The sequence below is a fragment of the Kyrpidia tusciae DSM 2912 genome (assembly GCF_000092905.1).
In the GTDB taxonomy this organism is placed as follows: domain Bacteria; phylum Bacillota; class Bacilli; order Kyrpidiales; family Kyrpidiaceae; genus Kyrpidia; species Kyrpidia tusciae.
Genome location: NC_014098.1, coordinates 2,014,782 through 2,039,967 on the forward strand (window position 1 = coordinate 2,014,782; position 25,186 = coordinate 2,039,967).

The 25,186-nt window shown below is 58.5% G+C and carries 23 protein-coding genes, 1 pseudogene and 1 riboswitch; of the genes and pseudogenes, 9 read left to right on the forward strand and 15 right to left on the reverse strand.

Going from position 1 to position 25,186, the window contains the following annotated elements; all coding sequences use genetic code 11:
- The 6 genes from BTUS_RS10155 to BTUS_RS10180 form a co-directional block, all read right to left on the reverse strand.
- Entirely contained in the window at positions 1-1,122 is a 1,122-nt protein-coding gene (locus BTUS_RS10155; RefSeq protein ID WP_013075992.1) for a BMP family ABC transporter substrate-binding protein, read from the reverse strand.
- A 53-nt stretch (positions 1,123-1,175) separates the two neighbouring features.
- Positions 1,176-2,504 carry a 5'-deoxyadenosine deaminase gene (locus tag BTUS_RS10160; RefSeq protein WP_013075993.1) on the reverse strand — a complete coding sequence of 443 codons (1,329 nt, stop codon included), beginning with the start codon at positions 2,502-2,504 and terminating at the stop codon, positions 1,176-1,178.
- 16 nt (positions 2,505-2,520) lie between these two features.
- Positions 2,521-2,937: a hydroxyisourate hydrolase gene (gene uraH, locus BTUS_RS10165; protein WP_013075994.1), complete on the reverse strand. Its 417-nt coding sequence runs from the start codon at positions 2,935-2,937 to the stop codon at positions 2,521-2,523.
- Between the two features lie 11 nt (positions 2,938-2,948).
- Positions 2,949-3,929, reverse strand: coding sequence for a factor-independent urate hydroxylase (gene pucL, locus BTUS_RS18630; RefSeq protein ID WP_013075995.1), 981 nt, complete (start codon positions 3,927-3,929; stop codon positions 2,949-2,951).
- Positions 3,930-3,944: 15 nt separating this feature from the next.
- Complete coding sequence (gene uraD / locus BTUS_RS18865) at positions 3,945-4,466, reverse strand: 2-oxo-4-hydroxy-4-carboxy-5-ureidoimidazoline decarboxylase (RefSeq protein WP_245543293.1); 522 nt, start codon at positions 4,464-4,466, stop codon at positions 3,945-3,947.
- Positions 4,467-4,611: 145 nt separating this feature from the next.
- Positions 4,612-6,282, reverse strand: coding sequence for a PucR family transcriptional regulator (locus BTUS_RS10180; RefSeq protein ID WP_013075997.1), 1,671 nt, complete (start codon positions 6,280-6,282; stop codon positions 4,612-4,614).
- A 157-nt stretch (positions 6,283-6,439) separates the two neighbouring features.
- Here BTUS_RS10180 and BTUS_RS10185 point away from each other — a divergent pair, with 157 nt between their 5' ends.
- The 3 genes from BTUS_RS10185 to allB are packed head-to-tail and all read left to right on the forward strand — an operon-like array spanning position 6,440 to position 10,430.
- On the forward strand, positions 6,440-7,723 hold the full coding sequence (locus BTUS_RS10185) for a Zn-dependent hydrolase (RefSeq protein ID WP_013075998.1): 1,284 nt from the start codon (positions 6,440-6,442) through the stop codon (positions 7,721-7,723).
- Entirely contained in the window at positions 7,724-9,031 is a 1,308-nt protein-coding gene (locus BTUS_RS10190; RefSeq protein ID WP_013075999.1) for a M20/M25/M40 family metallo-hydrolase, read from the forward strand.
- Positions 9,021-10,430: an allantoinase AllB gene (gene allB / locus BTUS_RS10195; protein ID WP_013076000.1), complete on the forward strand. Its 1,410-nt coding sequence runs from the start codon at positions 9,021-9,023 to the stop codon at positions 10,428-10,430. Before BTUS_RS10190 ends, allB begins: the two co-directional genes overlap by 11 nt.
- An 11-nt stretch (positions 10,431-10,441) precedes the next feature.
- Here allB and BTUS_RS10200 read toward each other — a convergent pair whose 3' ends face one another.
- From BTUS_RS10200 to BTUS_RS10225, 7 genes and pseudogenes are all read right to left on the reverse strand, one after another.
- Complete coding sequence (locus BTUS_RS10200; RefSeq protein ID WP_013076001.1) at positions 10,442-11,758, reverse strand: ammonium transporter; 1,317 nt, start codon at positions 11,756-11,758, stop codon at positions 10,442-10,444.
- Between the two features lie 99 nt (positions 11,759-11,857).
- Positions 11,858-12,313: a P-II family nitrogen regulator gene (locus tag BTUS_RS10205; RefSeq protein ID WP_322785826.1), complete on the reverse strand. Its 456-nt coding sequence runs from the start codon at positions 12,311-12,313 to the stop codon at positions 11,858-11,860.
- A gap of 8 nt (positions 12,314-12,321) precedes the next feature.
- Positions 12,322-13,062 (reverse strand): hypothetical protein, encoded by a 741-nt coding sequence (locus BTUS_RS10210; RefSeq protein WP_013076003.1) that lies wholly within the window; start codon positions 13,060-13,062, stop codon positions 12,322-12,324.
- Between the two features lie 71 nt (positions 13,063-13,133).
- Positions 13,134-14,396, reverse strand: coding sequence for an APC family permease (locus BTUS_RS10215; RefSeq protein WP_013076004.1), 1,263 nt, complete (start codon positions 14,394-14,396; stop codon positions 13,134-13,136).
- A gap of 88 nt (positions 14,397-14,484) precedes the next feature.
- Positions 14,485-15,720, reverse strand: coding sequence for an RNA-guided endonuclease InsQ/TnpB family protein (locus BTUS_RS16910; RefSeq protein ID WP_245543408.1), 1,236 nt, complete (start codon positions 15,718-15,720; stop codon positions 14,485-14,487).
- A gap of 50 nt (positions 15,721-15,770) precedes the next feature.
- Positions 15,771-15,869: pseudogene (locus BTUS_RS18445) on the reverse strand (transposase); the annotation flags it as partial.
- Positions 15,870-16,458: 589 nt separating this feature from the next.
- Positions 16,459-17,607, reverse strand: coding sequence for an agmatinase family protein (locus BTUS_RS10225; protein WP_013076006.1), 1,149 nt, complete (start codon positions 17,605-17,607; stop codon positions 16,459-16,461).
- A 41-nt stretch (positions 17,608-17,648) separates the two neighbouring features.
- Positions 17,649-17,759, reverse strand: a riboswitch (guanidine-I (ykkC/yxkD leader).
- Positions 17,760-17,874: 115 nt separating this feature from the next.
- Between BTUS_RS10225 and BTUS_RS17545 the strand changes: the two genes are divergently transcribed.
- Positions 17,875-17,967, forward strand: coding sequence for a zinc-binding dehydrogenase (locus BTUS_RS17545; RefSeq protein ID WP_245543294.1), 93 nt, complete (start codon positions 17,875-17,877; stop codon positions 17,965-17,967).
- 34 nt (positions 17,968-18,001) lie between these two features.
- On the opposite strand, the gene BTUS_RS10230 is transcribed toward BTUS_RS17545, so the two are convergent.
- Positions 18,002-18,997: a zinc-binding alcohol dehydrogenase family protein gene (locus BTUS_RS10230; RefSeq protein WP_013076007.1), complete on the reverse strand. Its 996-nt coding sequence runs from the start codon at positions 18,995-18,997 to the stop codon at positions 18,002-18,004.
- A gap of 552 nt (positions 18,998-19,549) precedes the next feature.
- Between BTUS_RS10230 and BTUS_RS10235 the strand changes: the two genes are divergently transcribed.
- Both BTUS_RS10235 and BTUS_RS10240 read left to right on the forward strand, forming a co-directional pair.
- The gene (locus BTUS_RS10235) at positions 19,550-20,479 is read left to right on the forward strand and encodes an NADP-dependent oxidoreductase (RefSeq protein WP_013076008.1); all 930 of its coding nucleotides are present in this window, start codon (positions 19,550-19,552) and stop codon (positions 20,477-20,479) included.
- Between the two features lie 146 nt (positions 20,480-20,625).
- Complete coding sequence (locus tag BTUS_RS10240; protein WP_013076009.1) at positions 20,626-21,537, forward strand: amidohydrolase family protein; 912 nt, start codon at positions 20,626-20,628, stop codon at positions 21,535-21,537.
- On the opposite strand, the gene BTUS_RS18235 is transcribed toward BTUS_RS10240, so the two are convergent.
- Positions 21,506-21,871: an SGNH/GDSL hydrolase family protein gene (locus BTUS_RS18235; RefSeq protein ID WP_169307962.1), complete on the reverse strand. Its 366-nt coding sequence runs from the start codon at positions 21,869-21,871 to the stop codon at positions 21,506-21,508. The genes BTUS_RS10240 and BTUS_RS18235 overlap by 32 nt on opposite strands.
- A 259-nt stretch (positions 21,872-22,130) precedes the next feature.
- On the opposite strand from BTUS_RS18235, the gene BTUS_RS17550 reads away from it, so the two are divergent.
- The 3 genes from BTUS_RS17550 to BTUS_RS10260 are packed head-to-tail and all read left to right on the forward strand — an operon-like array spanning position 22,131 to position 25,022.
- Complete coding sequence (locus BTUS_RS17550) at positions 22,131-23,900, forward strand: acyltransferase family protein (protein ID WP_013076011.1); 1,770 nt, start codon at positions 22,131-22,133, stop codon at positions 23,898-23,900.
- A complete protein-coding gene (locus BTUS_RS10255; protein ID WP_013076012.1) occupies positions 23,803-24,705 on the forward strand; it encodes a ferritin family protein in 903 nt (300 codons plus the stop codon). The genes BTUS_RS17550 and BTUS_RS10255 overlap by 98 nt, the downstream gene beginning before the upstream one ends.
- Entirely contained in the window at positions 24,702-25,022 is a 321-nt protein-coding gene (locus BTUS_RS10260; protein ID WP_013076013.1) for an MmoB/DmpM family protein, read from the forward strand. Before BTUS_RS10255 ends, BTUS_RS10260 begins: the two co-directional genes overlap by 4 nt.
- The last annotated feature ends 164 nt before the right edge of the window (positions 25,023-25,186 follow it).

The following is a 25,186-nucleotide window of genomic DNA, read 5'->3' on the forward strand; positions in this document are numbered from 1 at the left end:
TCATTTGGGAATGGTCCCTTCCACCCCCTGGACAAACCAGTTCATGGACAGGATCTGTTGATCCGTGAGCTTGCTTCCGGCCGGCACCCGAAGCTCTCCGGAGGCATCGTAAATGGGACCGTGGAACGGATCCAGTTTTCCGGCGGTGATCTCCTCCTTGTCTTTTTCCACCAGATTCTGAACGTCCTGGGGAACGTTCTTCCCGAAGGGCGCCAAACCGACCATGCCGTCTTTGAGACCCCCCAGGTACTGACCGCTTTTCCACGTCCCGTCCATCACCTCTTTGACAACCTTCACGTAATAGGGCCCCCAGTTCCACACGGGATTCGTGATGTAGGCGTCCGGGACGTAACGACCCATATCCGAGTCATTGCCGATGGCGTAGGCTCCTCGCTCCTGGGCCGCCTGCAAACTGGCCGGGGAGTCCTGGTAGGCCGCCACCACATCCACCCCCTGGTCCAGAAGGCTACCGGCCGCTTGGCGTTCTGTGGCCGGATCGAACCAGGTGTTCGACCACACCACTTTGACCTTCACCTTCGGGTTCACACTTTGGGCACCACGGGTAAAGGCATTAATGTTATAAATCACCTCGGGAATGGGAAAGGCTCCCACGTAACCGAGCAGGTTTTTCTTCGTCATCTTGCCCGCGGCCACCCCGGCCAGATAACTTGCCTGATAGTTTCGGCCAAAATACGTCCCCATGTTGGGAGCCGTTTTATATCCCGCACAGTGCATGAAAATCACGTGGGGGAATTTCTGTGCCACATCATAGACGTAGTCCTGATACCCAAAACTCGTGGCAAAAATGATGTCGTGGTTCTGGGCCAATTGGGTCAGGACCCGCTCGGCGTCGGCGCTCTCGGGGACGTTCTCCACATAGTCCGCCTTGATGCCTAGCTGATTTTCGAGATATTTGCGCCCTTGATCGTGCTGATAGGTCCACCCTCCGTCCCCCGGAGGCCCCAGGTACACAAAGGCAACCCGGGGTTTTTTGATACCCTGCCCCGAGGCGGCCCCGGCTTGGGACGAACTTTGGGTTGCCACCCCGGCTTGGGAACATCCAGCGATCAACACGAGCCCCAACAGCAGGGACAACCAGCGAATCAGTCCCCGTTGTTTCATGTCTCCCCCACCCCCTCGTTATGGATCCAACCCGGCGCGCCACCGCTGCGCCGTCACTCCTCCCCGGTCCGCCGAAGGAGGCGGCGAAAAGCCCGGTCCGCCTCCCGAAGAAGATGTTGTTCATCCATCGCCACCAGGTGACCCCGCTCCACCAGCCTGTTTCCGTCGACGAAAACCATGTCCACTTCTGAACGGGTGGCGGAATACACAACCCTGGAGAAAGGATCGGCCTCCACCGAAGGAAAGGTGTGCAGGCGATTCAGATCGAGAATCACCAGATCCGCCTTTTTCCCCGGTTCGATGCTGCCGATCTCGTGGGCCAATCCCACGGCCCGGGCTCCTTCCACCGTGGCCATCCGAAGCACCGTTCGCGCGTCCATGGCGGTGGCGCCGTAGCGGGGTTTGTGGATAAGAGCCGCCAGGCGCATTTCGTGAAACATGTCCAGGGTGTTGTTGCAGGGCGCCCCGTCCGCCCCCAGGCCCACCGACACGCCCCTTCGAAGCAGATCCGGGACATCGGCAATGCCCGATGCGAGCTTCAGATTTGAACTCGGGCAGTGGGCCACATGAACCCCGCGTTCCGCGAGAATCCCCTTCTCTTCCTCATCCAGCCAGACGCAGTGGGCAAGAATCACCCCCTCGTTGGCCAGGCCGATGGAGTCGAGGTAGGTGACGTTGCGCAGGCCGTGGCGCTGTTGGACAAGAAGCACTTCATCCTTGTTTTCCGCCGCGTGGGTGTGCACATAGACCCCGTACTCATCAGCCAGATCCCGCACTTCACTCAGCAGGGACTGCGTACAGGAGACCACAAAGCGCGGGGCAAAGGCGTAGCGGAGGCGGCCGCCCCCTTGGCCATGCCATTTTTCCAATAAATCCACACTTTGCTGGAGCGACTGGTCTGTACTCTCGGCGAGTCCCGGAGGAACGTCATCCCCGAAATCCATCATGACTTTGCCGGAGAGGGCGCGGATTCCGGAATCAAGAAGCGCCCGAAAGGCGGCATCCGTGTAACGGACCGTCTCCATGTCTACAATGGTGGTGGTTCCGCTCTGAAGCAGCTCCCCGATGCCAAGAAGGGCGGACAGATAGATCGATTCCTCATCATGAGCGGCTTCGAGAGGCCAGACCCGGGTGCGCAACCAGTCCAGGAGCGTCAGATCATCCGCCCGGCCCCGAAACAGGGTCTGGCAAAGGTGCACATGAAGATGAATGAAACCCGGCAGGATCAGTTTCCCCTGGGCGTCGATCTCCCGGTCCACCTGACCGTCTTCAACCCGACCCACCGCGACAATACGGTCGTCTTCAATGAGCAAGTCCCCGTGAACCATTTCGTCCTTCTCATTCATGGTGAGGATGTCGGCCCCCCGGATCCGCGTTTTCATCCCGAAGCCCACCCCCTCAAAATCCGATGCCCACAACGCTGGGAGCCACGAAAGGCCCGCGGCCGTTTTCAATGCCCTTTCCCCGGTACACACTGTACCCGCCCGGAGCGATCAATAACGGGATGTGGAGATCCTCCTCCGGATCTGCGATGCGCAAAGAGACAGAAACCCGGTCAAAGAACACCGCCTCCGCCAGAGCCCCGCCCTTGCCGCGGTAGTAATCCCCGGGAAAAAAGACGATTTCGTAGAACCCCGAGCGCATCGCCTCCCCGGCCAAAAGAGGCCGCTCCAGTCGTCCATCGGCACCCGTGACCGCCCGGGCCGCGGACTGTTTCCGCCCGTCCTCCATGATCCGAAAAAGTTCCACCGCAAGGCCCGCGGCCGGACAGGCGCACGCCACATCCAACACATGGGTGGTCAATCGGCCTTTCATCGGGATGGCCCTCACTCCTCAAGGTCCTTCCGGGTGACGGTGAACCCCTGAAAACCGTAGGGCGGCCGAGGTTCGGTGTACACTTTGGCCTCTGCCCTCTTCCCGGCGAGGTCCTCCACCTCCTCCAACACCGTCTCCCAAGTTCGGTTGTTCGCCTCAAAAGAAACCTCCAGCAATTGGGGGAATCGGGTCAGCACCCGCCGGCCGATGTGATAAATGAGATTTTGAATGGAAGGAGAGGTGAGTTCGTGGAATACCGTGTGGGCGATATCCCGCACCTGCTCCGCCGCGACGTATCGTTCCGGGTGCTCGGCCCGAAAATCCTCGGGATGTTCATATTTCCATTTGATGTAAAGATAGATGAACAGCGGTCGGTCCTGCGCCTCGGGCAGGGTGGTGTATTCATCGTGAATGTAGCCGTAAAAACTGCTCCCTTTGATCTTGATCAGTTTTAACCCCGCCACACCCCCGGCGTGCTCCACCACCACGGGTCCCTCCGGCCCCCGGCGAACCGCCACAAAAGCGGTGGGATACTCATTCATGGAGTAACGAAAAACCAGTTCTCCCGGTCGAAATCCTTCCTGCTCGGGGACGGGCAATTCGTCGAAAGGAATTTGCCGTCCGAACAGTCGAACACCTGACACATGGGCGTATTTCTCCAGGAATTTTCCGGCCACGAATTCCAGGAAACCTTCCGCCGTCGCCCCCTCGAAGGCCCCGGCCTGACGCAGGATGAAATTCTTCATCGAATCGGTGGCCACCACCATGGAGTTGTCCCCTTCGGTGAAGGAAGGCAAAAATGCCTCTCCCTCCACGGCCATCTGGACGTTCATGCCAAATATCACGTTGGGCCGGCCCGCAAATGCCGACTCCGGGATCTGCCCCAGCCCCCTCAAGGGTTTTGCGTAAGAACGATAAACCCAAACATCCCCCTTGCCGTAATACATCGTCCGTTGATCCGTTCCACTTGTCATGGTCCCTGTCATGATCATTTCGTTTCTCTCCTTTCACCGTTCCTCAATCCCCATGTCCCTGAGCCGAAACCATGCGATGAGCAACACCTCCGCCAGGGCCCGTTGCTCTTCTTCCTCCTGGGTCGCCGCCAGACGTTGCTCAAGGGCCTTTTGGATCTCCCTTGGAGTGCGATCCCGAACGGCGAGGATAAAGGGGAATCCGAATTTGTCCCTATAGGCTCGATTCAGACGTGTCAACAAATGGTACTCGGCGAAACTCAGTTGCTGAAGACCAGCTCGGTGCTGCTCCGACAGCGAGGCGGAAGACATCCGGGCCCGGGCTCCGAGGTCCGGGTGGGCGCGGAACAACGCGAGCTTGTCATCTCGAGTTGAGCCTTTGACCACATCCGCCATCACGGCAAATAAATGATCGACGGACCGGAAGGGCCGCCTTGCCCAGGCCCGCTCGGCAACCCAGGGAGAATGCTCGAACACCCAACCCACCATCTCTGTAAATTCTTGTTTCGTCGCCCCGTTCAGCTGGGTCAAGGTGACCATTTTCACCCACCACCGCATGCACGTCGCTGCTCTTTTCCATCAAACCCTTGCGCATTTGGAATATATTATAACCTATCGAGTTTATATACCTGACATATTAAAAACGGCCCCTTCCTTTGTCATTATGCATGTTGACCAAAAGTGGCCGGGCAACCTGTTGATTCTAGCCGTGATTCCCCGGGACCCCCTCGGCCTCTTTTCCGTACATCAGCCCCCGAATGAGCAGCGCCACCCGGAGGCGCAGCGTGACATCCGGTTCTTTCAGGTCCCGGCCTATGAGTTCCTTACATTTGTCCAGGCGATACACCACCGTATTCCGGTGGACATAGAGTTGCTTGGCCGTCTCAGCTATCTGACAGTTATTGTCAAGATAGACCGACAAGGTGTGCAAGAGATCCAATTTTTCTTTGTCCGCAGGGTGGGCCAGGTCGTTTAAGGAGTTTTCGTAAAACTGGATGAGATCTTCTCTGGGAATCCAGCGAAACAGATCGGCCAACTCTTTGGCGCGGTAGGGTTGGATAAACCGGCGGCGCCCGGAGCGATAGCCCATGTGGAGAGCGCTCTCCCCCTCCCGATAGGCTCTGGGAAGTTCATAAAAATGGCGGATGCAAGGACTCAGACCAAAGGAGACAGAAACGCCGACCCACCGGGCAATCTCCTCCTGAACCGATCGCAGCCACGCCGCCATCTCGTGTTCTTCCCGCACCCCGTACTCTTTTGCCGGTCGCAGCAAAACAAAAGACTCGCCCCGGGTGAACAGCACTCCGCCCGAGGTGACCTCTTCGAGAGCCGTCTCCAGGCGATCGTACACCGCATCCCTCAGCCGCCGGCGCCGCTCCTCCAGCCCTCCGACCTGCTCTTCCAAGCGATCGTCGATGCGGCAAACCGCACAGACGTAGGGTTGGTTCTCCCGCAGTCCGTAAAGTTTGCCCAAATTGATAATCTCCCGGCGGGACCCGATGTCCCCGCTCAAAAAATCTGTGAAGAACTCATTTTTCATCCGTCGGGTGTTCTCTTCCACCGCCTGTCGCTTCAACAAATCGAAAGCCATGACGTTCACCGCTTGCTCCACCGCCAGTCGGGGATAGACGCCCGACTCAAAAGGGCAGCCGTAAACCACGAGAAAACCGTTCTGCTGCCGATGGGTGCGGACGGGAAACAGCGTAAAGGTCATGGGTGGGTTTGTTGACTCCAGAAGGGAAAAGGCGGTCATGTCAGGTATGGATCCATTCAGGCTGCGCAAATGGGTCAAAAGGGCATCCCGGCACCTGGGGTCAAGTTTGCCGTGGCCGGAAGAGGCGGCAATGACCCGAAACCCGGGGTCCAGAAGTTGAACGGGACAGCCGAGCAGCGCCCCTAGGTTCTCCACCACAGCACCCACGCCCCGGCCGCGAAACACCAAGGTTGTAAACGAGCGGTGGATGTCCAGGGCGTACCGCAATTCTTCTGCTCGCTTCTCCAGTATGAAGTTGATCGTTTGGTTCACAATCTCCCCCAAGGACGGCTGATAGGGCAGTTCAATGATCGGCAACGCCCACTCATCGGCGGCCCGGGCCATTTCCGGGGGGGTCTCCGGAAGGAATCGCCGGATCTTGATCCCCAAGCCGGCGCAGCCTTTTTGCGCCATTTGGCGGACCAAATCCACCAGGGCACCGGGGCGATCTTTTAGGCCGTATCCGGTGGTGACCAAAAGTTCGTTTGGTTTGAGAAAATCGATAATATCCGGCGCATCCATCATGTTCACTGATTGAACATTTCGCGCAAGACCTGACGCCCCTGCTACAACCTTTGCATCGGAAAGAATCGGAATAGCCAACAAATCCCTCACATTCATCGCCTTATCACCTCCTATGCGTAATATTATATATCATAATACGTCAGTAAGTTAGACAGTTGGATACCATATATAATTCGCACCTGCGAAACCGGTGAACCTGACCAATGACAGGGGTCATCCCGAGGGGTAGGATACTCCAACAGAGGTGTTGCCAATGTTCGAGATTCCTATCCGGATGGAACGGGTGCTCCACCGGCTCAAAGAACTGGCTCATTGCAGTGCAGGGAAACGAGGGGTTACGCGGTTGTCGTTCACATCCGAATTTCGCCAAGCCGGCCTCTTGGTTCGCAGGTGGATGAAAGAGGCGGGGATGGTGGTCCGAGTCGATGCCCTGGGGAATATCATCGGCCACTATCCCCATCATCGGCGCGGTGGCCCCGCCTTCCTCATCGGATCCCACCTGGATTCTGTGATGGAAGGCGGAGCCTTTGATGGGACGCTGGGGGTGGTGGCGGCCCTGGAGGTCGTCCAGGCGCTGTCCGAATCTGGCGTCCAGACCGCTTTGCCCCTGGAGGTGGTGGTATTTTGCGACGAGGAAGGGGCTCGCTTCCACACCACGCTGCTGGGAAGCCGGGCCATGGCGGGGACTTTGCTGGGAGAGGATCTGAACGCCCGGGATGCCCGGGGCATCACGCTGGCTGACGCCCTTCGCGAATTTGGCCTCGACCCTTTGGCGTTCCGCTCGGCCAAGCGGGATCCGGAACAGATCGCCGGCTACATGGAACTGCACATTGAACAAGGGCCCATCTTGGAAGATGAACATCTTCCGTGTGGAGTCGTCAGCGGCATCGCCGGTGCCGTACGCGGCCGATTCCAGGTTGAAGGTCTGGCCGGTCACGCCGGCACCGTACCCATGGATGCCCGGCGGGATGCTCTGGTCGGGGCGGCAGAAATCATCCTGGCCGTGGATGAGGCCGCCCGAGAGTCCCCCTCCACGGTGGCCACCGTGGGGAATCTCCAGGTCTTTCCGGGATCGAGCAACGTGATTCCCGGCCGTGTCGAGGGAACGCTTGATGTCCGCAGCTTGGACGACGAAGAACGGCGGCGGGTGTTCAGGCAAATTTGCCAAAGAGCAGAGGGTATCGCTGAAAACGGGAGCCTTTCTTTTTGCTGTGAAGTCGTCCTGGACACCCCGGCGGTCGAGTGTTCTCCGCGGCTGATGGCGGCGGCGGCAGAGGCCATAACCCATCATGGTTACCCGCCGCTTTTTATCCCGAGCGGAGCCGGACACGACGCACTGGCCATGGCCGACCTCACCGAAGTCGGGATGATATTCGTTCGCTGCCGCGGCGGCGTCAGTCACCACCCGGAGGAGTACGTGGAACCCGAGGACATCGAGATCGGCGTCTCAGTCTTCCTGGAAGCGGTATTGCGAGCCATGGACAGCCACCCTAAAGCAGGCTCAACGGGACAAACCGAAGAGGCGGAGGTGCCCTGAATGAAGCTGTCGACGCGAGAAGGCCCGAATGACGGTCACGCTCCGGGAAGCGAAGCAGACAAAGAGCGAATGTGCGCTTGGATCGACGCCCATCGCCACGAGATGGTGGCATTCTTGCAAGAGTTGATCCGCATCCCGGCGGATAACCCGCCCGGTGATTGTCAAAGGATAGCAGATTGGTTGTACAGGCACCTCCAGGCGTTCCCTCTGGATGACGTTCAGCTTTTGCCCGTACCCCAAGAGCGAGTGGAGAGCGTGGGCATGGTCCGCGTTGCCAACGTGGTGGCCCGCATGGCCTTCGGGGATGGATCCGGGCCCGTGGTCGGCCTTAACGCCCACGGCGATGCCGTGGCACCCGGGCTCGGCTGGACCCGAAATCCTTACGGCGGAGACGTGGTGGAAGGGGCCGTCTATGGCCGGGGGGCGGCTGTTTCAAAATCTGACATCGCCGTGTACACCTATGCGGCCGCCGCTCTCCGCATCGTGACGGCTCCACTTTCCGGACAAGTGGACCTGGTCTTCACCTTTGACGAGGAGGCGGGGGGCATGATAGGGCCAGCCCGCCTGCTCACAGAGGGCACGATTCGCCCGGACGTGGCCATCACGGCGGGATTCACCCACTCCATCGTCAATGCGCACGGGGGCTGTCTTCACCTTGAAGTGCGGTTGCAAGGCCGATCGGCCCATGCCGCCGAGCCCGAGTTGGGTGTGGATGCCCTTGAGGCGATGACGCAGGTGTTGCACGAGCTTTACCAGTATCGCGACCGCTTGGCAGAGCGGCGCTCCAAGATCCCGGGACTTGGGTCCCCGACTCTGGTCGTCGGCCTGATCCGCGGCGGAATCAATACGAATGTGGTTCCGGATGAGTGCGTCATTCGCCTGGATCGCCGCCTCATCCCAGAAGAAGATGGAGATCAAGTGGAAAATGAAATTCGCCGGTTGATCGAAGAGGCCGTGAGCTCCCGGCCCGTCCGAGTGGACATCCAGCGGATTTTATACGCCAAACCGCTGCGTCCAACCCCGCCGGAGTCCCGGTTCATCCAAACCCTCAAAAAGAACTGGATGACCGTCATGGGGGGACGGGAACCGGATATCCACGGGGTGCCTCTTTATACCGACGCCCGGCATTTTGCCGAAGCGGGGATTCCGGTGGTACTCTTCGGAGCGGGCCCGAGGACCCTGGCCGAGGCGGGCGGTCACCGGGCGGATGAACACGTGCGCATGGACGATATGGTCCTAGCCGCCAAAATCCTCACCATGACGTTGTACGATCTTCTTCGGAAAGGAGTCGGCGGGAATGAGAGATGAAGGTGATTTGGTGATTCGCGGGGGCACTGTGGTTTTGCCGGAGGGCACTCGGCGAGCAGATCTCCGGATTCGACACGGTACTGTGGTCGCTATGGAGAGCCAATTCACTCAGGCGTCCACATTGGACCGGGAAATCGACGCCACAGGATTGTACATTTTCCCTGGACTCATCGACGCCCATGTCCACTTGAACGAACCTGGAAGGGCGGACTGGGAAGGGTTCACGACGGGAACCATGAGCTTGGCAGCCGGTGGGGTGACGACGTTTTTTGACATGCCCCTGAACAGCACCCCGCCCGTGACAGACAGAGCTCGGTTCGATCAAAAACGAAAGGTCGCCGAGGCGAAATCTTTCATCGATTACGGACTGTGGGGAGGGCTCATTCCCGGAAACACACAGGAGTTAACCGAACTCAGCCAGTGCGAGGCAATTGGCTTCAAAGCCTTCATGACCGACGCTGGAACCGACGATTTTCCCGCTGTGGACAACGACTCCCTGTGGGCGGGGATGGACATTGCAGCCCGCCTGGGCGCCGTGGTCGCCGTCCATGCGGAAAGTTCCTGGATCACCCGCCGCCTGACCGAATCTTTTTTGTCCCAAGGGCGGGTTTCAGCCCGGGATTACGAAGCCTCCCGCCCCGTGGTCTCCGAACTGGAAGCTGTCGAACGCGCCCTGGCCATCGCCCGTCTGACCGGGTGCCGCCTGCACGTCGTCCACGCGAGCAGCGCGGATGTGGTCCGCCGGATCCGGGCGGCGCGAGAGGCCGGAGTGGACGTGAGCGTGGAAACCTGCCCCCACTACCTATCCCTGACTGTCGCCGACCTGGAAGAACTCGGCGGCGTGGCCAAATGCGCTCCCCCCTTGCGAGGACGGGACGAAGTGGAAGCTCTCTGGCAGGCCGTCCGGGCGGGGCTGGTGGACACCGTGGGATCGGATCACTCCCCTTGTCCACCTTCCATGAAAGAGGATCCCGAAGGCAACCTTTTTCGCGTCTGGGGCGGCATTTCCGGCGCCCAAACCGCTCTCAACGTACTTCTCGAGGAAGGCTACCACAGGCGCGGAGTCCCCCTCGAGACCCTGACTGCCCTCACCGCCACCAACCCAGCAAAGCGGTTCGGCCTTTATCCCCGGAAAGGCACCATCGCGCCCGGCTCGGACGCCGACCTGGTCCTCGTGGACCTCGACGCGCCGTGGACCCTTCGCCAGGAGGATCTCTATTATCGTCACCCGCACAGCCCTTTTATCGGTCGGACATTTCGAGGAAAGATTCTTGCCACCCTGTTGCGCGGACAACCCGTCTACGTAGACCCATCACCGGCCAATCCCTTAAAAGGAATCGGTGCAGGACCTTTCCCAGACAAACCCTTCGGCCAGTTTATCCCGGGCAAGCCTTCCTGATGCCCATTCCATCACCCGCGGTCGAAGGGAGCCGGTTCCATCCCCATGCCAAGCACCGATTTCACCGGCTCAGGATCTTCGGCCGCGCCATGTTCCGACCCCTCCGGCCAATTTGTAAACCGCTCCAGCTCATTGTACGCCGGAATGCCATGGAAGGCCAGGTCCAACCCCTGCTCCTCCAAGTCCGGCGCCACACGAAGTCCCATAATTTTATCGAGAAGAGCGCCAATTCCGAACATGGCCGCAAACCCCCACACCGCCGCCACCGCAGCGCCTAACCCTTGCACGAGCAGCAGATGGGCATCGCCGGTGGTCAAGATCCCTTGGCGCACATCGAACAACCCCACCGCCACCGTACCCCAGAGACCGCCGAATCCGTGAACCGCCACCGCCCCCACCGGATCATCCACCTTCATCCGATCCACCCATCCCGTCGCCCAAACCACCAAGGCCCCGGCCACCGCGCCAATCACCACCGACGCACCCGTCCCCACAAAGGCACAACCCGCCGTGATCGCCACCAGTCCCGCCAGGGAACCATTGATCGCCATGCTCGGATCGGAAACCTTAAAACGCGCCATGCTCACGAGGATCGCCGCCGCCCCGCCGGCCGACGCCGCTAGAAAGGTGTGAAGAGCAATCATGGGAAGCCGCACGTCCAGGGCGTTCAATGTACTGCCCGCGTTAAACCCGAACCAGCCAAACCACAGAATAAACGCCCCCGCCGAAGCCAGGGGAATGTTACTTGGAGCAAAGACGTTGACCTCTCCATCTGAACCAAATCGCTGGCGCCTGGGCCCGAGCACCGCGGCCAGGGCCAGGGCGGAAAATCCCCCCATGGCGTGAATCGCCGCCGATCCGGCAAAATCCTCCATCCCGAGTCGAGACAACCACCCCCCCGAAGACCAGATCCAGTGACCGGACAACGGATAGATTAGACCGCAGACCAACATGGTCACCACGATATACGCCGAAAATTTCATCCGCTCGGCGACGGCCCCGGACACGATCGACGCCACCGCCATGGCGAAAGCGATCTGAAATAATGCATAAGCGGCATTCGGAACTCCCTCGGGCCCCGTCACCCCAGAGGGCAGCGCCCACCCGAACCAACCAAAGTGGTCCGCACCAAACATAAGTCCGAGTCCCACGGCATAATAGGCCAAAGCCCCAAAGGTCAGATCCACAAAAATTTTCATCGTCACGTTTACGGCGTTTTTGGTCCGCACCAAACCCGCCTCCAAAAGGCTGAACCCGCCCTCCATGAACACGATCATCGCCGCCGCCAGCACGACCCACACAGTATTCAACCCTTCCGGTAACGTCACATCTCTCCCCTCCAACGTCAGAGAAAATACGATGCCAGTATACGCCACCGAAAGGGGGATTCGCAAGCAGTTTTGTCATCTTTTGTTACATGACACCCATTATTTTGTGGACCGCATATCATCGATCGTTTCGTCGGGCGCACCGGTGCGAATGTTGTACGCTTCATACACCGGCAGGACAAAAATTTTCCCGTCCCCCGCCTCCCCGGTCTGCGCCGCCTGGACAATCGACTCCACCGCCCTCTGCGCATAGGCATCGGAGACGACCATCTCCACCTTCACCTTCGGGTGCAGGCTGATTTGATACACGTGCCCCCGATACACCCCTGCCGAACTGCGCTGTTGACCCCGGCCCTGAACCTGGCTGACCGTGAATCCAAAGATTCCAGAGGCATGCAGCTTTGCAATCACCGCCTGCAACTTTTCCGGACGAATAATCGCCTCAATCTTTTTCAATCCCATTCTTCCTTCCCGCCTGAAAATCGCCTTGATCGCCCCCATGATAACGAAAGGAGCGGGACTCGACAAATCCCGCTCCCCTTGCTCGCGCTCCATTCACGAATTCACGGCTCCTCGGGCAACTCGTACCACTTCAACCGCTCTCCCACCGCGGCCCGCCACTTCCACTTCATCGTCTTCGGAGTGCGCTCCATCACCTCTGTCAACTGGCGGATTCGCTCCTCTATCTCCAGCTGAAGCGACGCCTCCACCACAAAATCCTGCAACCTCTCGAGAAGAACATCCAAATTCCGCGTCACCGTGCGCCACAATCCCCAGTCCCGGGCCAGAGTGTCGGCAAAAAACCGAGTATTGAACGCTCCCGGCTCGTCTCGATCGACGAACGGCACCCCGGACAACAAAGCCAAGACATCCCGCATATCTTTTTCGGTGAACTCCACCACCTGCAGCTTGGTCAACATCAGGTCTGCCACGGGCAAGGTCACTTCTTGGACAGGCAATCTGCCGCGAAGGTCCAAGGCGTGGCACATGCGAAACTCGTCAATGAACACGTCGATTTTTTCTTTCCCCCGCCAATACATCAGCCGACTGCGGCCGTTCAGTAGATTGAACTCCTTTTCCGGCCTGAGTCCCATCGATTCCAGCCACTGCTGCACATCCCGGCGATGTTCCGACACGGTGAACAGATCCACGTCCCCGGGCGGCCGAACCAGCGTATCCGGAACTTTCCCCAGGACATGATACCGAACCGCCCGCCCGCCAAGCAGCCGGACGCCCCGTTCTTTGTGAGCCAACTCTAGAACGAGATCCTCCGCCCAATCCTTCGTCGGCACCGGCTCATTCATCTTTATCCCCTCCCGATCTGTATGCCCCGACAACGGCACCTTTGGGCCAAACCGGCGACGCCATCCCGGTTTTATTCCGGAGGGATCTCTTGAAACACGAGGCCCAAATCGATTCCCTGCCGGGAGCGAATCCATCGCACAATCCCGTAGTACACAAACCCCGACAAAAACACCGCCACATTGATGAGAAGCATCGTGGGATGAGCCACACTGATGCCGGAGTTGGAATCATTCAGAAAAGCCCACTCGATCAACCCCAGGCCGATGATACTGATGGCACCGAGGATCGACAGCACCGGAACGCCCCCGAGTCGCCAATTGATGGGTGAGGCCTCGAACATCGCTTTTTGCCGAAACGGAAAGACGATGGCGGCCACCGAGGTCAGCAAAAACGTGAAGACCTGGCCAAAAAATCCGGCGATAGTCGCAAAGGAAGGCGTATAGGCGTAGACGTAGAGAAGGATCAGGCCGAGAAGCCCCGAAACCCCGATCGACCAGACCGGCGCGTGGGTGCGGTCGCTCACAGCGGACAGCTTCCCAGGTGCAAGCCCATCCAGGGCCCAGGCCATGAGGTTTCGCGTGGTGGTGAGGATGTAGATCGGCATCCAGGCGAAGGTCCACAGCAAAAACCCGACCCCCATGAGGAGAATGAGCAAGAGATTGGAGGTCAACATGGCGCCGATCTCCGCGAAGGTCGGGGTAAAACCGATGCCGAGCGACTGGAGATCGGCCGTGTCCAGGGCCCGCAAAAACGGAAGGCCCGCCACGTGCACCACCGCCCAGACCAGCACCAAGATCCACACCGTGGAATACACCAGCGACCCGGGCATGCCGATCAGCTGGGCGCGATTCGCCCCCTTGATCTCTCCGCCAATGTACGCGGACGCAATGCTAAAGCCCAAAACCGTAAAGGGCCACGTCGTCGCACTGAGCGTGGAATGCCAACTGAAGCCGGGCGCCTCCGGTGCCGGCCCAGCTCCTTGCAGGACTGCAGAGTACGCATCCGGATGGCCGGTCAATTTCGACATATACAGGTTGAACGCATCGGCCATGGATCCCTGGTACGTGGCGAACACCACCAGGATCGCGACCAAGCCCACCGAAGCCAGGATGAACAAATAGAGTTGCAACCGCATGTAAACATTGATCCCGATGGAAAATAAAATTACATACAGGATAATGAGCACCGCCCCGCTCACAAAGACCCCAAGGGGACTGGTGAACCAATCCCCGATTTGAACCAAATGGGGCGCTTCAAAATACGCCCCCAAACTCCGGAACAGGGAGGAAATCCCGTACTTGCCGAGAAATGCAGCGGGAATGCCAATGTACAAAAAGCTCCAGATCGTCTGACATCCTTTCAGCCCTAAAGGGGTGGGGTTCTCCTTCAGGAATGGTCGGTTTACGGATGCCCAAACCGGCCTAAGCGGCCTGCTTGAACGTCCCCTGTTCACGGCCTTTCGGTGTGGTTTTCCGCCACACGAACCGGTTGACCGCCGGGCGTGCCAGTGCGCCCACTACTCCCGACGGATCGGGCAAAACTTGATCCGTCTCACGGAGATACCTTTGCACAATGTTGTACGCGCCCACCAGATCCGCGTTGAATGATTGCCCGCAGTGGAGGAACAACCCCCGCTGGACCCGGGCCGTTTTTGCCCTCTTCTCGCAGTGGGGACAAATCGTGCTGGTGTTTTTCTCCGACACCTGGATCACCCGAATACCCGCAAGCGCCGCTTTGTAGGTGAGCAGGTTGGTGATCTTGCTGAACGGCCATGCGTGAAACTTCTGGTTCCCCGCGTCTCCCCAGTCCTTGTCTTGGCGAATACCGTTTAATTCGCCGACCAGGATAGTGGAAACACCGTGGTCTTCTGCCAGGTTCACCAGCCATTTTGTCAAGGCGTGCAGATAATGGGTGCGTTGTCTGCCCCATTTGGTATTGAGCCGGGTGCATTTGTTGCTGGTGGATTTCGTGCATTTCGCCTTTTCCTTCTGAAAGTACCGGTCAATGGCCAAAAGCTCACCCCCAGGAACGAGAAACGAAAACCCATCCGTCACGAGTCCGGCCACAGCGTTTGCGATCCCCAGGTCCAGAGACATGATCCGGCCGGTTTCACAGTACTCGATCGGCACTCTATGGGCGATATGCACATACCAGTCCCCACTCGTGGGATCCAAGGACAACTTGACCTGCTGGACTTTGCCCAGGGCTGTATCGGGAGGAAGACGGTATTCCAGCACCATTTCCCGCCTTGCGTAGGTCTTGGGCAATCTCAGCCTGATCCGGTGGCCCGGCAGCATCTCGAAAGCCTTCTGTTTGAAGGTTACTGTGCTTAATGTTTCCTTCTTCCTGAATCCAGGCGGATTCGCTTTTTGGTCAGCATTTTTCCGAAGCGAAAACCAGGAACGATACGAGTCATCCAGCTCGCTCAGGATTTCCTGAGAACTCTGGGACGGGAGCAGCTTGTACCAGCGGTTTGCCTTCAGCTCCCGGCACTGTTGTGCAAAGTCTGGTATTTTGCCGGTCTCGTCCCAAACGGAACGCCGATGATGATTGGCCACATTCCAGAGCTTGGTGGCGACAAAACCCAACAGACCCAAAAGCAAGGCATCTTGGTCGGAAAGATCGACCACTTTCGCTTTGGCAGTGAGGGTTTGCATCGGCGCATCACTGCTCGATTTTTTCTTTCGTGCCGGACGCGCCAAACCGATCACCCCCGTTTCTTTTGCATTTCGACGTACTTGCGGATAGTATCGGAAGAAACATTGCCAGCAGTGGAAACAAAATAGCTGCGTGTCACCATGGACGGCTTCCTCTTCGGGCATCTCGCGAGGACTGTCAAAGGGCGTCTGATTACTGTAGCCCACCACCACCATTTCATGTTCCTCGTCGATACGCGCCACCCCTCCGTCCATGTTTTCCACATAGTCGCTCTCTCCCAGTACTTCATCCACAAAGGACTCGTCATCGTTTCCCGGATTGACGAAACACCGCACCCCGAGCCCTTTGAGCCGCTCTTCAGCCAGTTCCATCCATCTCCGCAAGGATGCGAGGACCAACTCCCGAAAGAGTTCGTTCTGCCGGAGTTCATCGGCGGAGATTGCTTCGTATTCGTCCGGTTCCAAGCGCACCGGGTAAAAACCGTTAAAACGGATGGCCTTCTCCAGGGCTTCGATCTCTTCCGCCGATTCCACCCGGTGCATGCGGCCGAGAAAATTTGCCTCATACCCGGTTCCCCGGTGGATCAGCGGCACCACCACCTTCCCCGTGATGTCGCCGCCCAGAATCAACACCCGGGCTCCGTAAAATTTTGCGGCACCCAGAAATTTGAGAAAGCAACGCTCCGATCCGTGGATATCACTGGCGTAGAAAATCCGCGTGCCCCTGGCCATCTCCCCTCACCGCCCTCCGATTTTTCCATGTGCCACCATCGTCGCGATCACATCCACCACGGCCCGCACCGCCAAGAGTGCTGTCGTGTCGCTGATGTCATAAGGGGGGGACACTTCCACCACTTCCATGGCGCACACCCCCTCTTTTGCCACCAACTGTAAGAGCTTCAGCGCCTCCCGGGGTAAGAATCCTCCCGGTTCCGGCCAGCCGGTGCCCGGCACGAACCCCGCGTCCACAGAGTCGATATCAAAACTGAGATATACGGCTTTCGCCCCTTTCCAAGCAACTTCCAGGGCGATCTCCGCCGCTTTCTCGATCCCCATGTCCTCGACATCATGGATGGTGAGAATCGTCGTTCCCCGGTCCCGGGCTACCTTAACCCCGGCCCGGGGTACCTGCCAACCGCCGATCCCGATCTGAACCAGGTTCGAGGCTGGAGCGTTCGGAATGTTGGTGGCATGAAACCAAGGCGTGGTGTGCATTCGTTCATCCATGTCTTTTTCCTGGGTATCCACGTGACGATCCAGATGAATAATTCCGACATTACCGTCCACGTTTTCTGCCACACCTCGCAGGCACGGGTACCCGATGGCGTGATCCCCTCCCAGAATAATCGGCATGGTCCCTTTGCTCATCACATGGGACACAGCTTTGGTGATCTGGTCGAAACTTTTCTCAATGTTCGCCACCGTGAACACATCACCGAGATCACAGATTTTCACTTGCCCCCTGAGATCCACCCCGAGTTCGTAATTGTACGTGGTATATAGGGCCGAAATCCGGCGGATTGCCTGGGGGCCGAATCGCGTCCCAGCCCGATAGGTCGTTCCGATATCAAAGGGCGCACCCAGAATCGCAATGTCATATTGACCCACTTCATGGACGTTCTCGAGATAGGGCATTTTGAGAAAGGTGTTGATCCCCGCCCAGTGGGGAAGCTCTCCCCGGCTGAAACAAGAGATCGTGCGATCCCCGATGCTCGGAGCCGCCTCCAGCCCCATTTCAATGGCGCGCCGAATCTCTTCCTCGCTTCGCACCGTCGGCAGGGTAACCTCGGCAAGAGCCGCTGAATATCCATCCAATCCCTCTTTGTCAAAGGACGGCTCCTCCAAAGGATGGCGGTAACGCCCGCCGTGGTTGTGGTAGAAACTCACCGCTTCCCTCTCCTTTCGAAAAAAAAAACGGAGGGATAAAAACCTCCCGGGCTTTTATCCCTCCGTGTGACGCCGGCTTCGGCGCGAACTCCTCTCGGACCGGTCCGTTTGTCATCTTTCATGCCAAACGCGGAACCCTAGGAGTTCTCTATCGCCATTTTAACCGGACTATCGTCATTCTGCAAGATATTTTTCTCATTGTGCGTCATGTTGTATATCGCAAATATCCCAGATTCAGAAAGGTTTCTATCCTAAATCCGCCCCCTTGTGCACCACCGATTCCCTTTTGAGCAGCTTCCCGCAGCCCTCGCCCGCCTGGCCTCCCGACGGACTTGGGGAAAAGTGGTTCTGGACCGATGACGCGCAGGGCCGGACCGGCTTCGGTCCGCCCCCTTCATGCAAAGGACTCCAGTACGATTTTTCCAATGCTGCGGCCTGAGCGAATTTCGGCGAAGGCTCTTTCCAGGTTGGCGGCGCTGATCGGGGACAAATGGCGATTCATCGTCGTCCGGATCTCTCCCGAGTCCACCAAGCCCGATACCTCCGCGAGGATGCGATGTTGTTCCTGCATATCCGGAGTTCGAAACCGGGCACGCGTGAACATGCCTTCCATGGCCCAGGTAAGACTCTTGTCAAACAGCGGTCGCAGATTGACCGGGGAGGTGGGCGCGAGGATGGTGCACAACTTCCCACCCGGCACCAAAACATCTAACATGGCATCCCAATTGGGCTCCACCACGTTAAGACAAAAGACCACGTCGACCCCGGATATCCCCAGCGCCTCGAGCTGTGGCCGAAACGGTTCATAATGGTCGATCACATGGTGGGCGCCGTGCTCCCTCACCCATTTGGTCGACTCCGGACGGGATGCGGTGCCGATCACCTCAAGTCCCGCCCACCGGGCCAGCTGTACAGCCATGGAACCCACTCCACCCGCCGCCCCGACGATCAAAATCCTCTTGTCCGATCCACCGTTCGCTTGCACACCTAATTTTTCAAACAGCCCCTCCCACGCGGTCAGGGTGGTCAAGGGCAGAGCCGCCGCCTGGGCAAAATCTAAGGTTCGGGGTTTGGGCCCCACCAGCCGCTCATCGACGACGTGATACTCACTGAAGCCGCCAGGTCGGGTGATGTCCCCGGCGTAATAGACTTCGTCACCCGGGCGAAAGAGCGTACAGGCCGGACCCACCTCCCGGACGATACCCGCCACATCCCAACCCAGGATCCGGGGTTTCCCTTCTTCTGCCCGCTGTTTGGTATCCACGGGATTCACCGACACGGCGCGAACCTCCACCAAAAGATCGCGGTCCCCGGGCGCCGGTTTTGGCACTTCAGTTTCGATGAGATTTCCTGAAGACGTCAACACAATCGCTTTCATTTCGCCGGCCACGGCGATCACCTCCACAAGATCACAGCCCAAAACCCCGGGCCGGGATACGGGTTGTCGCTGACATCCCTTTGGAGTTTAGTGAAGCCTCTCCCGCCTCCGCTTTCGCTTAATGCCGGACTTTCGCCCGGCCGTTCATTCACCACCCTTCTTGCGAGGCGGGAGTCCTCTGGGCGGATTTTGATGGAGGACGTGCCATGGAAACGGGATTGAAGACGTTCCTGGCAGGTTTCACCCCGTGTAACCGATTTCCCCCGTCGTCATTTTTTCGTTATACTGGGGGTGAAGCCTCTCCCGCCTTCGCTATCGCTTAGAGGCGGGAGCTTCCTGGTTCATCGACCGCGGCCACATGGGTCTTACGCAATCTCCGCAGGCGTAAGTTCGGGTGCTTCCAGCCCTACCTGGATTCTATGTTACGGCAACTTTTGGTAAACCGCAACAAAAATGCCGGACTTGCGTCCGGCCGCCCATTCACCACCCGCCTAAAGAGGCGGAAGTCCTCTGGGCGGATTTTGATAGACGAAGAACAACGTCCGGATAAAGGAGGCGCTCCGAATGAAAGCGGTGCTGATCGAAAACTACGGGGGCCCGGAACAGCTCAAAATCGCCGATGTCCCCAAACCGGAACTCAGGGAAACGGATGTGCTCATCGAGGTCCACGCCGCTTCGGTAAACCCAGTGGACTGGAAAATCCGCCGGGGGTATTTAAAAAGTCGGCTGAACCACCGCCTCCCCCTGATCCTCGGGTGGGACGCCGCCGGAACCGTGGTGGAGACGGGATCGAAGGTCACCCGTTTCCGGGTGGGGGACGAGGTCTTCACCCGGCCGGACATTGAGCGGGATGGCACGTACGCAGAATACGTGGCGGTGGACCAATCGCTGGTGGCCAAAAAGCCGGCCAATCTGTCTTTCGAAGAAGCCGCATCTGTACCCTTGGCGGCCATGACCGCCCGGGAAGCACTGATCGATCACGCCGGGGTGAAACCTGGCGACACCGTGCTCATCCACGCCGGGGCGGGCGGAGTCGGCAGCTTTGCGATTCAGATTGCAAGGCTGCTCGGTGCCCAGGTCATCACGACGGTCAGCACGCGCAACGTCGATTTTGCAAAACAATTGGGCGCAGACCTAGTCATTGACTACACCAGGGACGATTTTACCGCGACCCTTCGGGATCTCGATGTGGTGCTCGACACCCTCGGCGGCGAGGTGCAACTTCTCAGCATGAACGTCTTAAAAAAAGGGGGCATGTTGGTTTCTATCGTCATGCCGCCGGACTTGGCCCTGGCCGAACAAAAAGGCATCCGCCGGGCTTACTTTTTCCTGCAGCCGGACGGCAACAAGCTGGAGGAGATCGGGAAGTGGATCGAACAGGGACACATCAAGCCCGCCGTCGGCGCTGTGTTCCCATTGGAGGAGGTTGCAAAGGCCCACGAACTGAGCGAATCCGGTCACTCCCGGGGTAAAATCGTCCTGAAGGTTCGCTGACACCGGGCCTGGCCTGGCCGGCTCCCTGGAGAGAGGAAGGATTCGATCAAAAATCTGTCGCCCCGCACCCGGGTCTGCGGAGTGGGGCCGGAGCTTGCCAATGAGGAAGACCAGAAACCGGGACCGCGAAAGGAGGGAGGCAGGACATGAGTGCGTACCGATTGGACGCTCACATGCACATCATGGCGGAAAAGCGGATGAAAAGCGGCATCCGCTGGGCGGTCAAAGCCGGTTTTAACATGGGTTTGGATCCGGAAACGACCACCGAGGAGGACCTGCTGCGGCACATCCGGGATGCCGGAATTACGTATTTTTTTAACTTCTTCTTTCCCATCTTTTCGGGGACCGCGGTAGAGATTCTGGACTGGCAGACGGAGTTCGCCCTGCGAACCCCGGAGGCATTGCCCTTTGTGTCTGTCCACGTTCACGATGGCGATCCCCTACCAATCGTTCGGGAGGCATTGGAGAACCGCCATTTTGTCGGTCTCAAGCTGCACCCGTACGCTCAGAGGCTGGAGTTGTCCCACCCCTTGCTCGAGCCGGTCTATCAGTACCTGGAGGACACGGGAGCCATCTTTTTCGTCCACACCGGCTACGATGCCTTTTATGGCCGCTCCGGCATCACCCCGGATTTGGAACAGATCCTCCAGCGGCACCCGAAGTTGATCACTGTCGCCGCCCACATGTTATATCCAGAGATCCCTAAGGCCTTTGATTGGCTGGAGAGGTTCCCGAATCTGTACCTGGACGGGACCGGGGCCGTGGCCTCCGCCGACCAGGACGGGTTCGGTGAAACCCTGTATCCCTTGATGGAGCGATACGCAGACCGGGTTCTGTACGGCAGCGACTACGCCATGGCCATCGAATCGGTAGGCGCTTCATGGAAACGGTTTCAAGAGTTGCCGATCTCTGATGAGGCAAAAAGGCGGATTACCTGGGGGACGCCCCTGGAACTTCTAAAACGGCGCAACTGGCCTTTCCGCGGCGACCTTCCGGCCCGGTATCGGGAGGTGGCCGACGACAAGCTCAACGTTCAAGATAGGTTGTCCGAAGTCTGACGGTGCCTGCACCGGATCCCCTTGCCGGCCCGGGGGACGCGCCCATGGGGCGCCAATCAACCCCTGACCGGTTCACCATGCCGAGCTCGATCAGGCCCTCCAGGATACACGCCGCCATCGCCCGATAACCCGTCGGCAAGGGATGAACACCGTCGTCACTGAGTAGCTCCTGCAAGTCACCCTTTCGCTTGAATCGATTGCGCAGATCAATCCAAGATATATTGAAGTCGCTGATCAATCGCCGGTGGAAACGATTGTACATGCCATCCCAGTGCTCAATCCCGCCGCAGAGGCCGATCCAATGCCCCAGTTTATCGCCGTAGAATTGAACCAAATGTCGGCAATACCGAACCGGGTCGAGGGGCCCCTAAAAAAGGTGATTCCCCGGGTCACGCTGTCCCCGAAACAGACAATTTTCACCGTTAGCCCCCTCTTTTCCGCAAAATCTTGCCCTCTCATTGGCGCCCCATTTAAGCATATCACAGACTGGTCACAGGATTCGCGCCAATGATCAATAGTAACACATGCCGATCCCATTTCGTCTGTATGATGTGGATAAAAGATATCTTCGAGGGATAAGGGGATTGGACAGTATGCCTGAACCGATGAGAAGCGGCGGACGCTACATGCCCGGGCTGGATGGATTGCGAGCACTGGCGGTACTCGCGGTCCTTGCCTACCACCTGAACCCTGGCTGGGCCCCGGGTGGGATGTTGGGAGTAGGCGTTTTTTTCGTGTTGTCGGGGTACCTCATTACCGATCTGTTAGCGGAAGAATGGCGTAAAACAGGGCGGATCGATCTTCGGGATTTCTGGATGCGCCGCTGTCGCCGCCTCATCCCGGCACTGTGGCTCCTGCTGATCACCGTGATTCTCGTTTTGCTTTTCTCCGATCCCGGACGACTGGGGAGCCTCTGGGGAGACTTGGTCGCAGCCTTCTTGTATGTGAGCAACTGGTGGTACATTTTTCATCACGTCTCGTACTTTCAACAATTTGGGCCGCCCTCTCCCTTTGGACACCTGTGGTCCCTGGCCGTAGAGGAACAGTTCTACTTCCTGTGGCCCTTGTTGCTGGCCTCGGGACTCCGCCACCTGTCCCGACGCCGGTTGCTGGTCGGGATCTCCACAGGGGCGATGCTGTCGGCCGGGGCGATGGCGTGGATGTATCAGCCGGGAGTCGATCCCAGCCGGGTTTATTACGGGACAGACACCCGGGCCTTCGCCCTGCTGTTCGGCGCGGCCCTGGCACTGGTTTGGCCGAGCCGACATTTGACACCCGCCCTTTCCAGGGGGCACCGGTGGCTGCTCTCCGCTGCGGGCGTTGGTGGTCTGCTCGTCATCTTGATTTTGGTGTTTACCTCCGATGAGTACGGGCCCTTTCTCTATCCGGGCGGAATGATTCTGCTCTCCTTGTCCACCCTGGCAGTGGTGGCCGCCGCCGCGCACCCCGGCGTAACTTTTGGGCGCATCCTGGGTTGGGGGCCCCTCAGGTGGATCGGGGTGCGTAGTTACGGGATCTACCTTTGGCATTATTCCATCATTGCCCTGACGACTCCTCTCAACACCGCCAGCCAGTGGGATGGAATCCGGGCGGGACTCCAAGTGGCGGCGAGCATCGGGTTGGCCGCCCTGTCCTGGCGTTTTATCGAGCAGCCCATTTTACGCAGAGGAAAATCCGGGTACCAGGTTGACGGTGCGGTCCCCGCCCTTCGCTCTCTGGGCCGACTGTGGGCAACCTTGCGAAAGGGCGGCCGAGTTCGCGCTGTGGGGCCCGCACGTTTGACCGGCGCGGCGGCGCTGTCAGCGGCGCTTGTGCTGATCGTCGCCGGATCGTGGCTTCACCCTCATGCGGGCGCAAATGTCCTGGCGTGGAGTCCATGGCGAGGTGGAGGAACTGGTGGCGTTTCTGCCATGGCTCCCGCTCCGGACATGGGCGGCGCTCCGCCGGAGCCTACATCTCTAGCGCCTGCCCCACAGCCTGGAGGGAAGGCGGACACTCGCCCGGGGACACCCGATCAGGGCTCAGGGGGCACCTGCCCTCAGCCGTCCACCCAGGGACCGTCAACCTCTACCGACGGATCCACAAAGGGGGCAGACGGGGCATCTACGTCGGGCGGGGGTGAGCCGGGGACTGGCACCTCGCCTTCCGGTCCCTCGGACAATCCCCGATCCTCCGGAGATCAAGGTGAGAATCCCGGCCAGGGCGGGAAAATAGGCACGGGAATCACTGTGGTAGGCGATTCGGTACCTAAAACAAGGGTTCCTCATGTTGATGCCCGATGGCTCACCGAACTATACAGCCGAGAAATCCCGGTTACGGTGTTCCGACTGGAACCGCATCACAGACGCCAACGAAGAGTATGAGCGCGCCTTCTACCAAAGACAACAGGCCATCGAAGAACAGTTCCGCAGAACGCTGGACACGGCCAAAGCACGTCAGAGTTTTGAAACGTTGGACCCGGCGTGGAAAAATGTGCTGGAAACCCATCTCTCCGCCTTTAAACACGCGGAGTACGGGCTAGGCATGTTCAGCTTCGCCACGATGCAACGCGAAGCCTTGACCATTATGCTCAACAACATCTTCACGGTTCAATCAGCGGAAAAGCTCCGGTTTGCCCAGGATGTCATCATCTACATGATGGAGTTGGCAGAACAGGTTCCCGGATTTCGAGAGGATCGGGGCCGCGAGGCGTGGTTGAGCGCACCAGAATGGCAGGGGGTGAGAAAAAACGTCGAAAACATTAACGCAGCAACCGATTGGGGAGAACAATGGCTGGCCATCAATTTGATCTATGAGCCCTTGGTTGGGCAATTGTTCCGTAGTCGCTTTATCATGCTATTCGGGCCTCAAAACGGCGATTTTGTAACGCCAGTATTGGTTTCCACCGCCGAGGCGGATCATGACCGGAATGTGCGTACCACCATTGAAGCCTTTAAGGTTCTTCTGTCAGATCCAGATTACGGAACAACGAACCGAAACGCTGTCGAAGAATGGGTGGAGAAATATATTCCCTTGAGCGTCGCTGCAGCGAAGGCACTGGCTCCGCTTTGGGACATCCCTAAAGTCAAAGTCACGGCTTTCTCGGACAGCTACGAACGGGCAGCCAGCAAATTGTTGCACAACCTCAGTTCGTTGGGCATTACCCTCCCGAAAGGGGTGCAAGTATGAATAAGCCACTGGAAACAGGCGTCCTGCGTGGATGTGGAATCACAATGAACGACAGCGAGCAGGCGCGAATCATCGCTGGGGTCATGCGAGACAAACCAGGAGTGCGAGTGTCCGAAGAACCAGCTCTGGTCAACATTGATGCCGATCGAAATTTGATCTTCGACATGAATGAACTGTCTGAAGCCATGGGAGCACCCTTTGACGCCTATCAATTCCAAATTGAAGTGACTGCCTATTACGGTCGTATGGTCGTCGAGGGGGACAAAGTGCTGCTTTTTGCCGATCAAGAAGAAGCGATGAAATATTATCGGGGCTAATCGAGAATCCACGTGATCGATGCGGAACCCGGGGTTGGGATGAATCATCCGAACCCCGGGTTTTCATGTTTCATCCCGCCGTAAACGTCCACACTCCAACAAAACGGATTGTACAATCCAAAAAAACGGATAAACCGAGGTCTGATCTTATGTGGCGAGGGGCA

Excerpts from the sequence above, each read along its gene's own strand:
- BTUS_RS10155 (WP_013075992.1), bottom strand. The coding sequence starts at position 1,122 with ATGAAACAACGGGGACTGATTCGCTGGTTGTCCCTGCTGTTGGGGCTC.
- BTUS_RS10160 (WP_013075993.1), bottom strand. The coding sequence starts at position 2,504 with ATGAAAACGCGGATCCGGGGGGCCGACATCCTCACCATGAATGAGAAG.
- uraH (WP_013075994.1), bottom strand. The coding sequence starts at position 2,937 with ATGAAAGGCCGATTGACCACCCATGTGTTGGATGTGGCGTGCGCCTGT.
- pucL (WP_013075995.1), bottom strand. The coding sequence starts at position 3,929 with ATGATCATGACAGGGACCATGACAAGTGGAACGGATCAACGGACGATG.
- uraD (WP_245543293.1), bottom strand. The coding sequence starts at position 4,466 with ATGCGGTGGTGGGTGAAAATGGTCACCTTGACCCAGCTGAACGGGGCG.
- BTUS_RS10180 (WP_013075997.1), bottom strand. The coding sequence starts at position 6,282 with ATGAATGTGAGGGATTTGTTGGCTATTCCGATTCTTTCCGATGCAAAG.
- BTUS_RS10185 (WP_013075998.1), top strand. The coding sequence starts at position 6,440 with ATGTTCGAGATTCCTATCCGGATGGAACGGGTGCTCCACCGGCTCAAA.
- BTUS_RS10190 (WP_013075999.1), top strand. The coding sequence starts at position 7,724 with ATGAAGCTGTCGACGCGAGAAGGCCCGAATGACGGTCACGCTCCGGGA.
- allB (WP_013076000.1), top strand. The coding sequence starts at position 9,021 with ATGAGAGATGAAGGTGATTTGGTGATTCGCGGGGGCACTGTGGTTTTG.
- BTUS_RS10205 (WP_322785826.1), bottom strand. The coding sequence starts at position 12,313 with ATGGAGCGCGAGCAAGGGGAGCGGGATTTGTCGAGTCCCGCTCCTTTC.
- BTUS_RS10210 (WP_013076003.1), bottom strand. The coding sequence starts at position 13,062 with ATGAATGAGCCGGTGCCGACGAAGGATTGGGCGGAGGATCTCGTTCTA.
- BTUS_RS16910 (WP_245543408.1), bottom strand. The coding sequence starts at position 15,720 with ATGCAAACCCTCACTGCCAAAGCGAAAGTGGTCGATCTTTCCGACCAA.
- BTUS_RS10235 (WP_013076008.1), top strand. The coding sequence starts at position 19,550 with ATGAAAGCGGTGCTGATCGAAAACTACGGGGGCCCGGAACAGCTCAAA.
- BTUS_RS10240 (WP_013076009.1), top strand. The coding sequence starts at position 20,626 with ATGAGTGCGTACCGATTGGACGCTCACATGCACATCATGGCGGAAAAG.
- BTUS_RS17550 (WP_013076011.1), top strand. The coding sequence starts at position 22,131 with ATGCCTGAACCGATGAGAAGCGGCGGACGCTACATGCCCGGGCTGGAT.
- BTUS_RS10255 (WP_013076012.1), top strand. The coding sequence starts at position 23,803 with ATGTTGATGCCCGATGGCTCACCGAACTATACAGCCGAGAAATCCCGG.
- BTUS_RS10260 (WP_013076013.1), top strand. The coding sequence starts at position 24,702 with ATGAATAAGCCACTGGAAACAGGCGTCCTGCGTGGATGTGGAATCACA.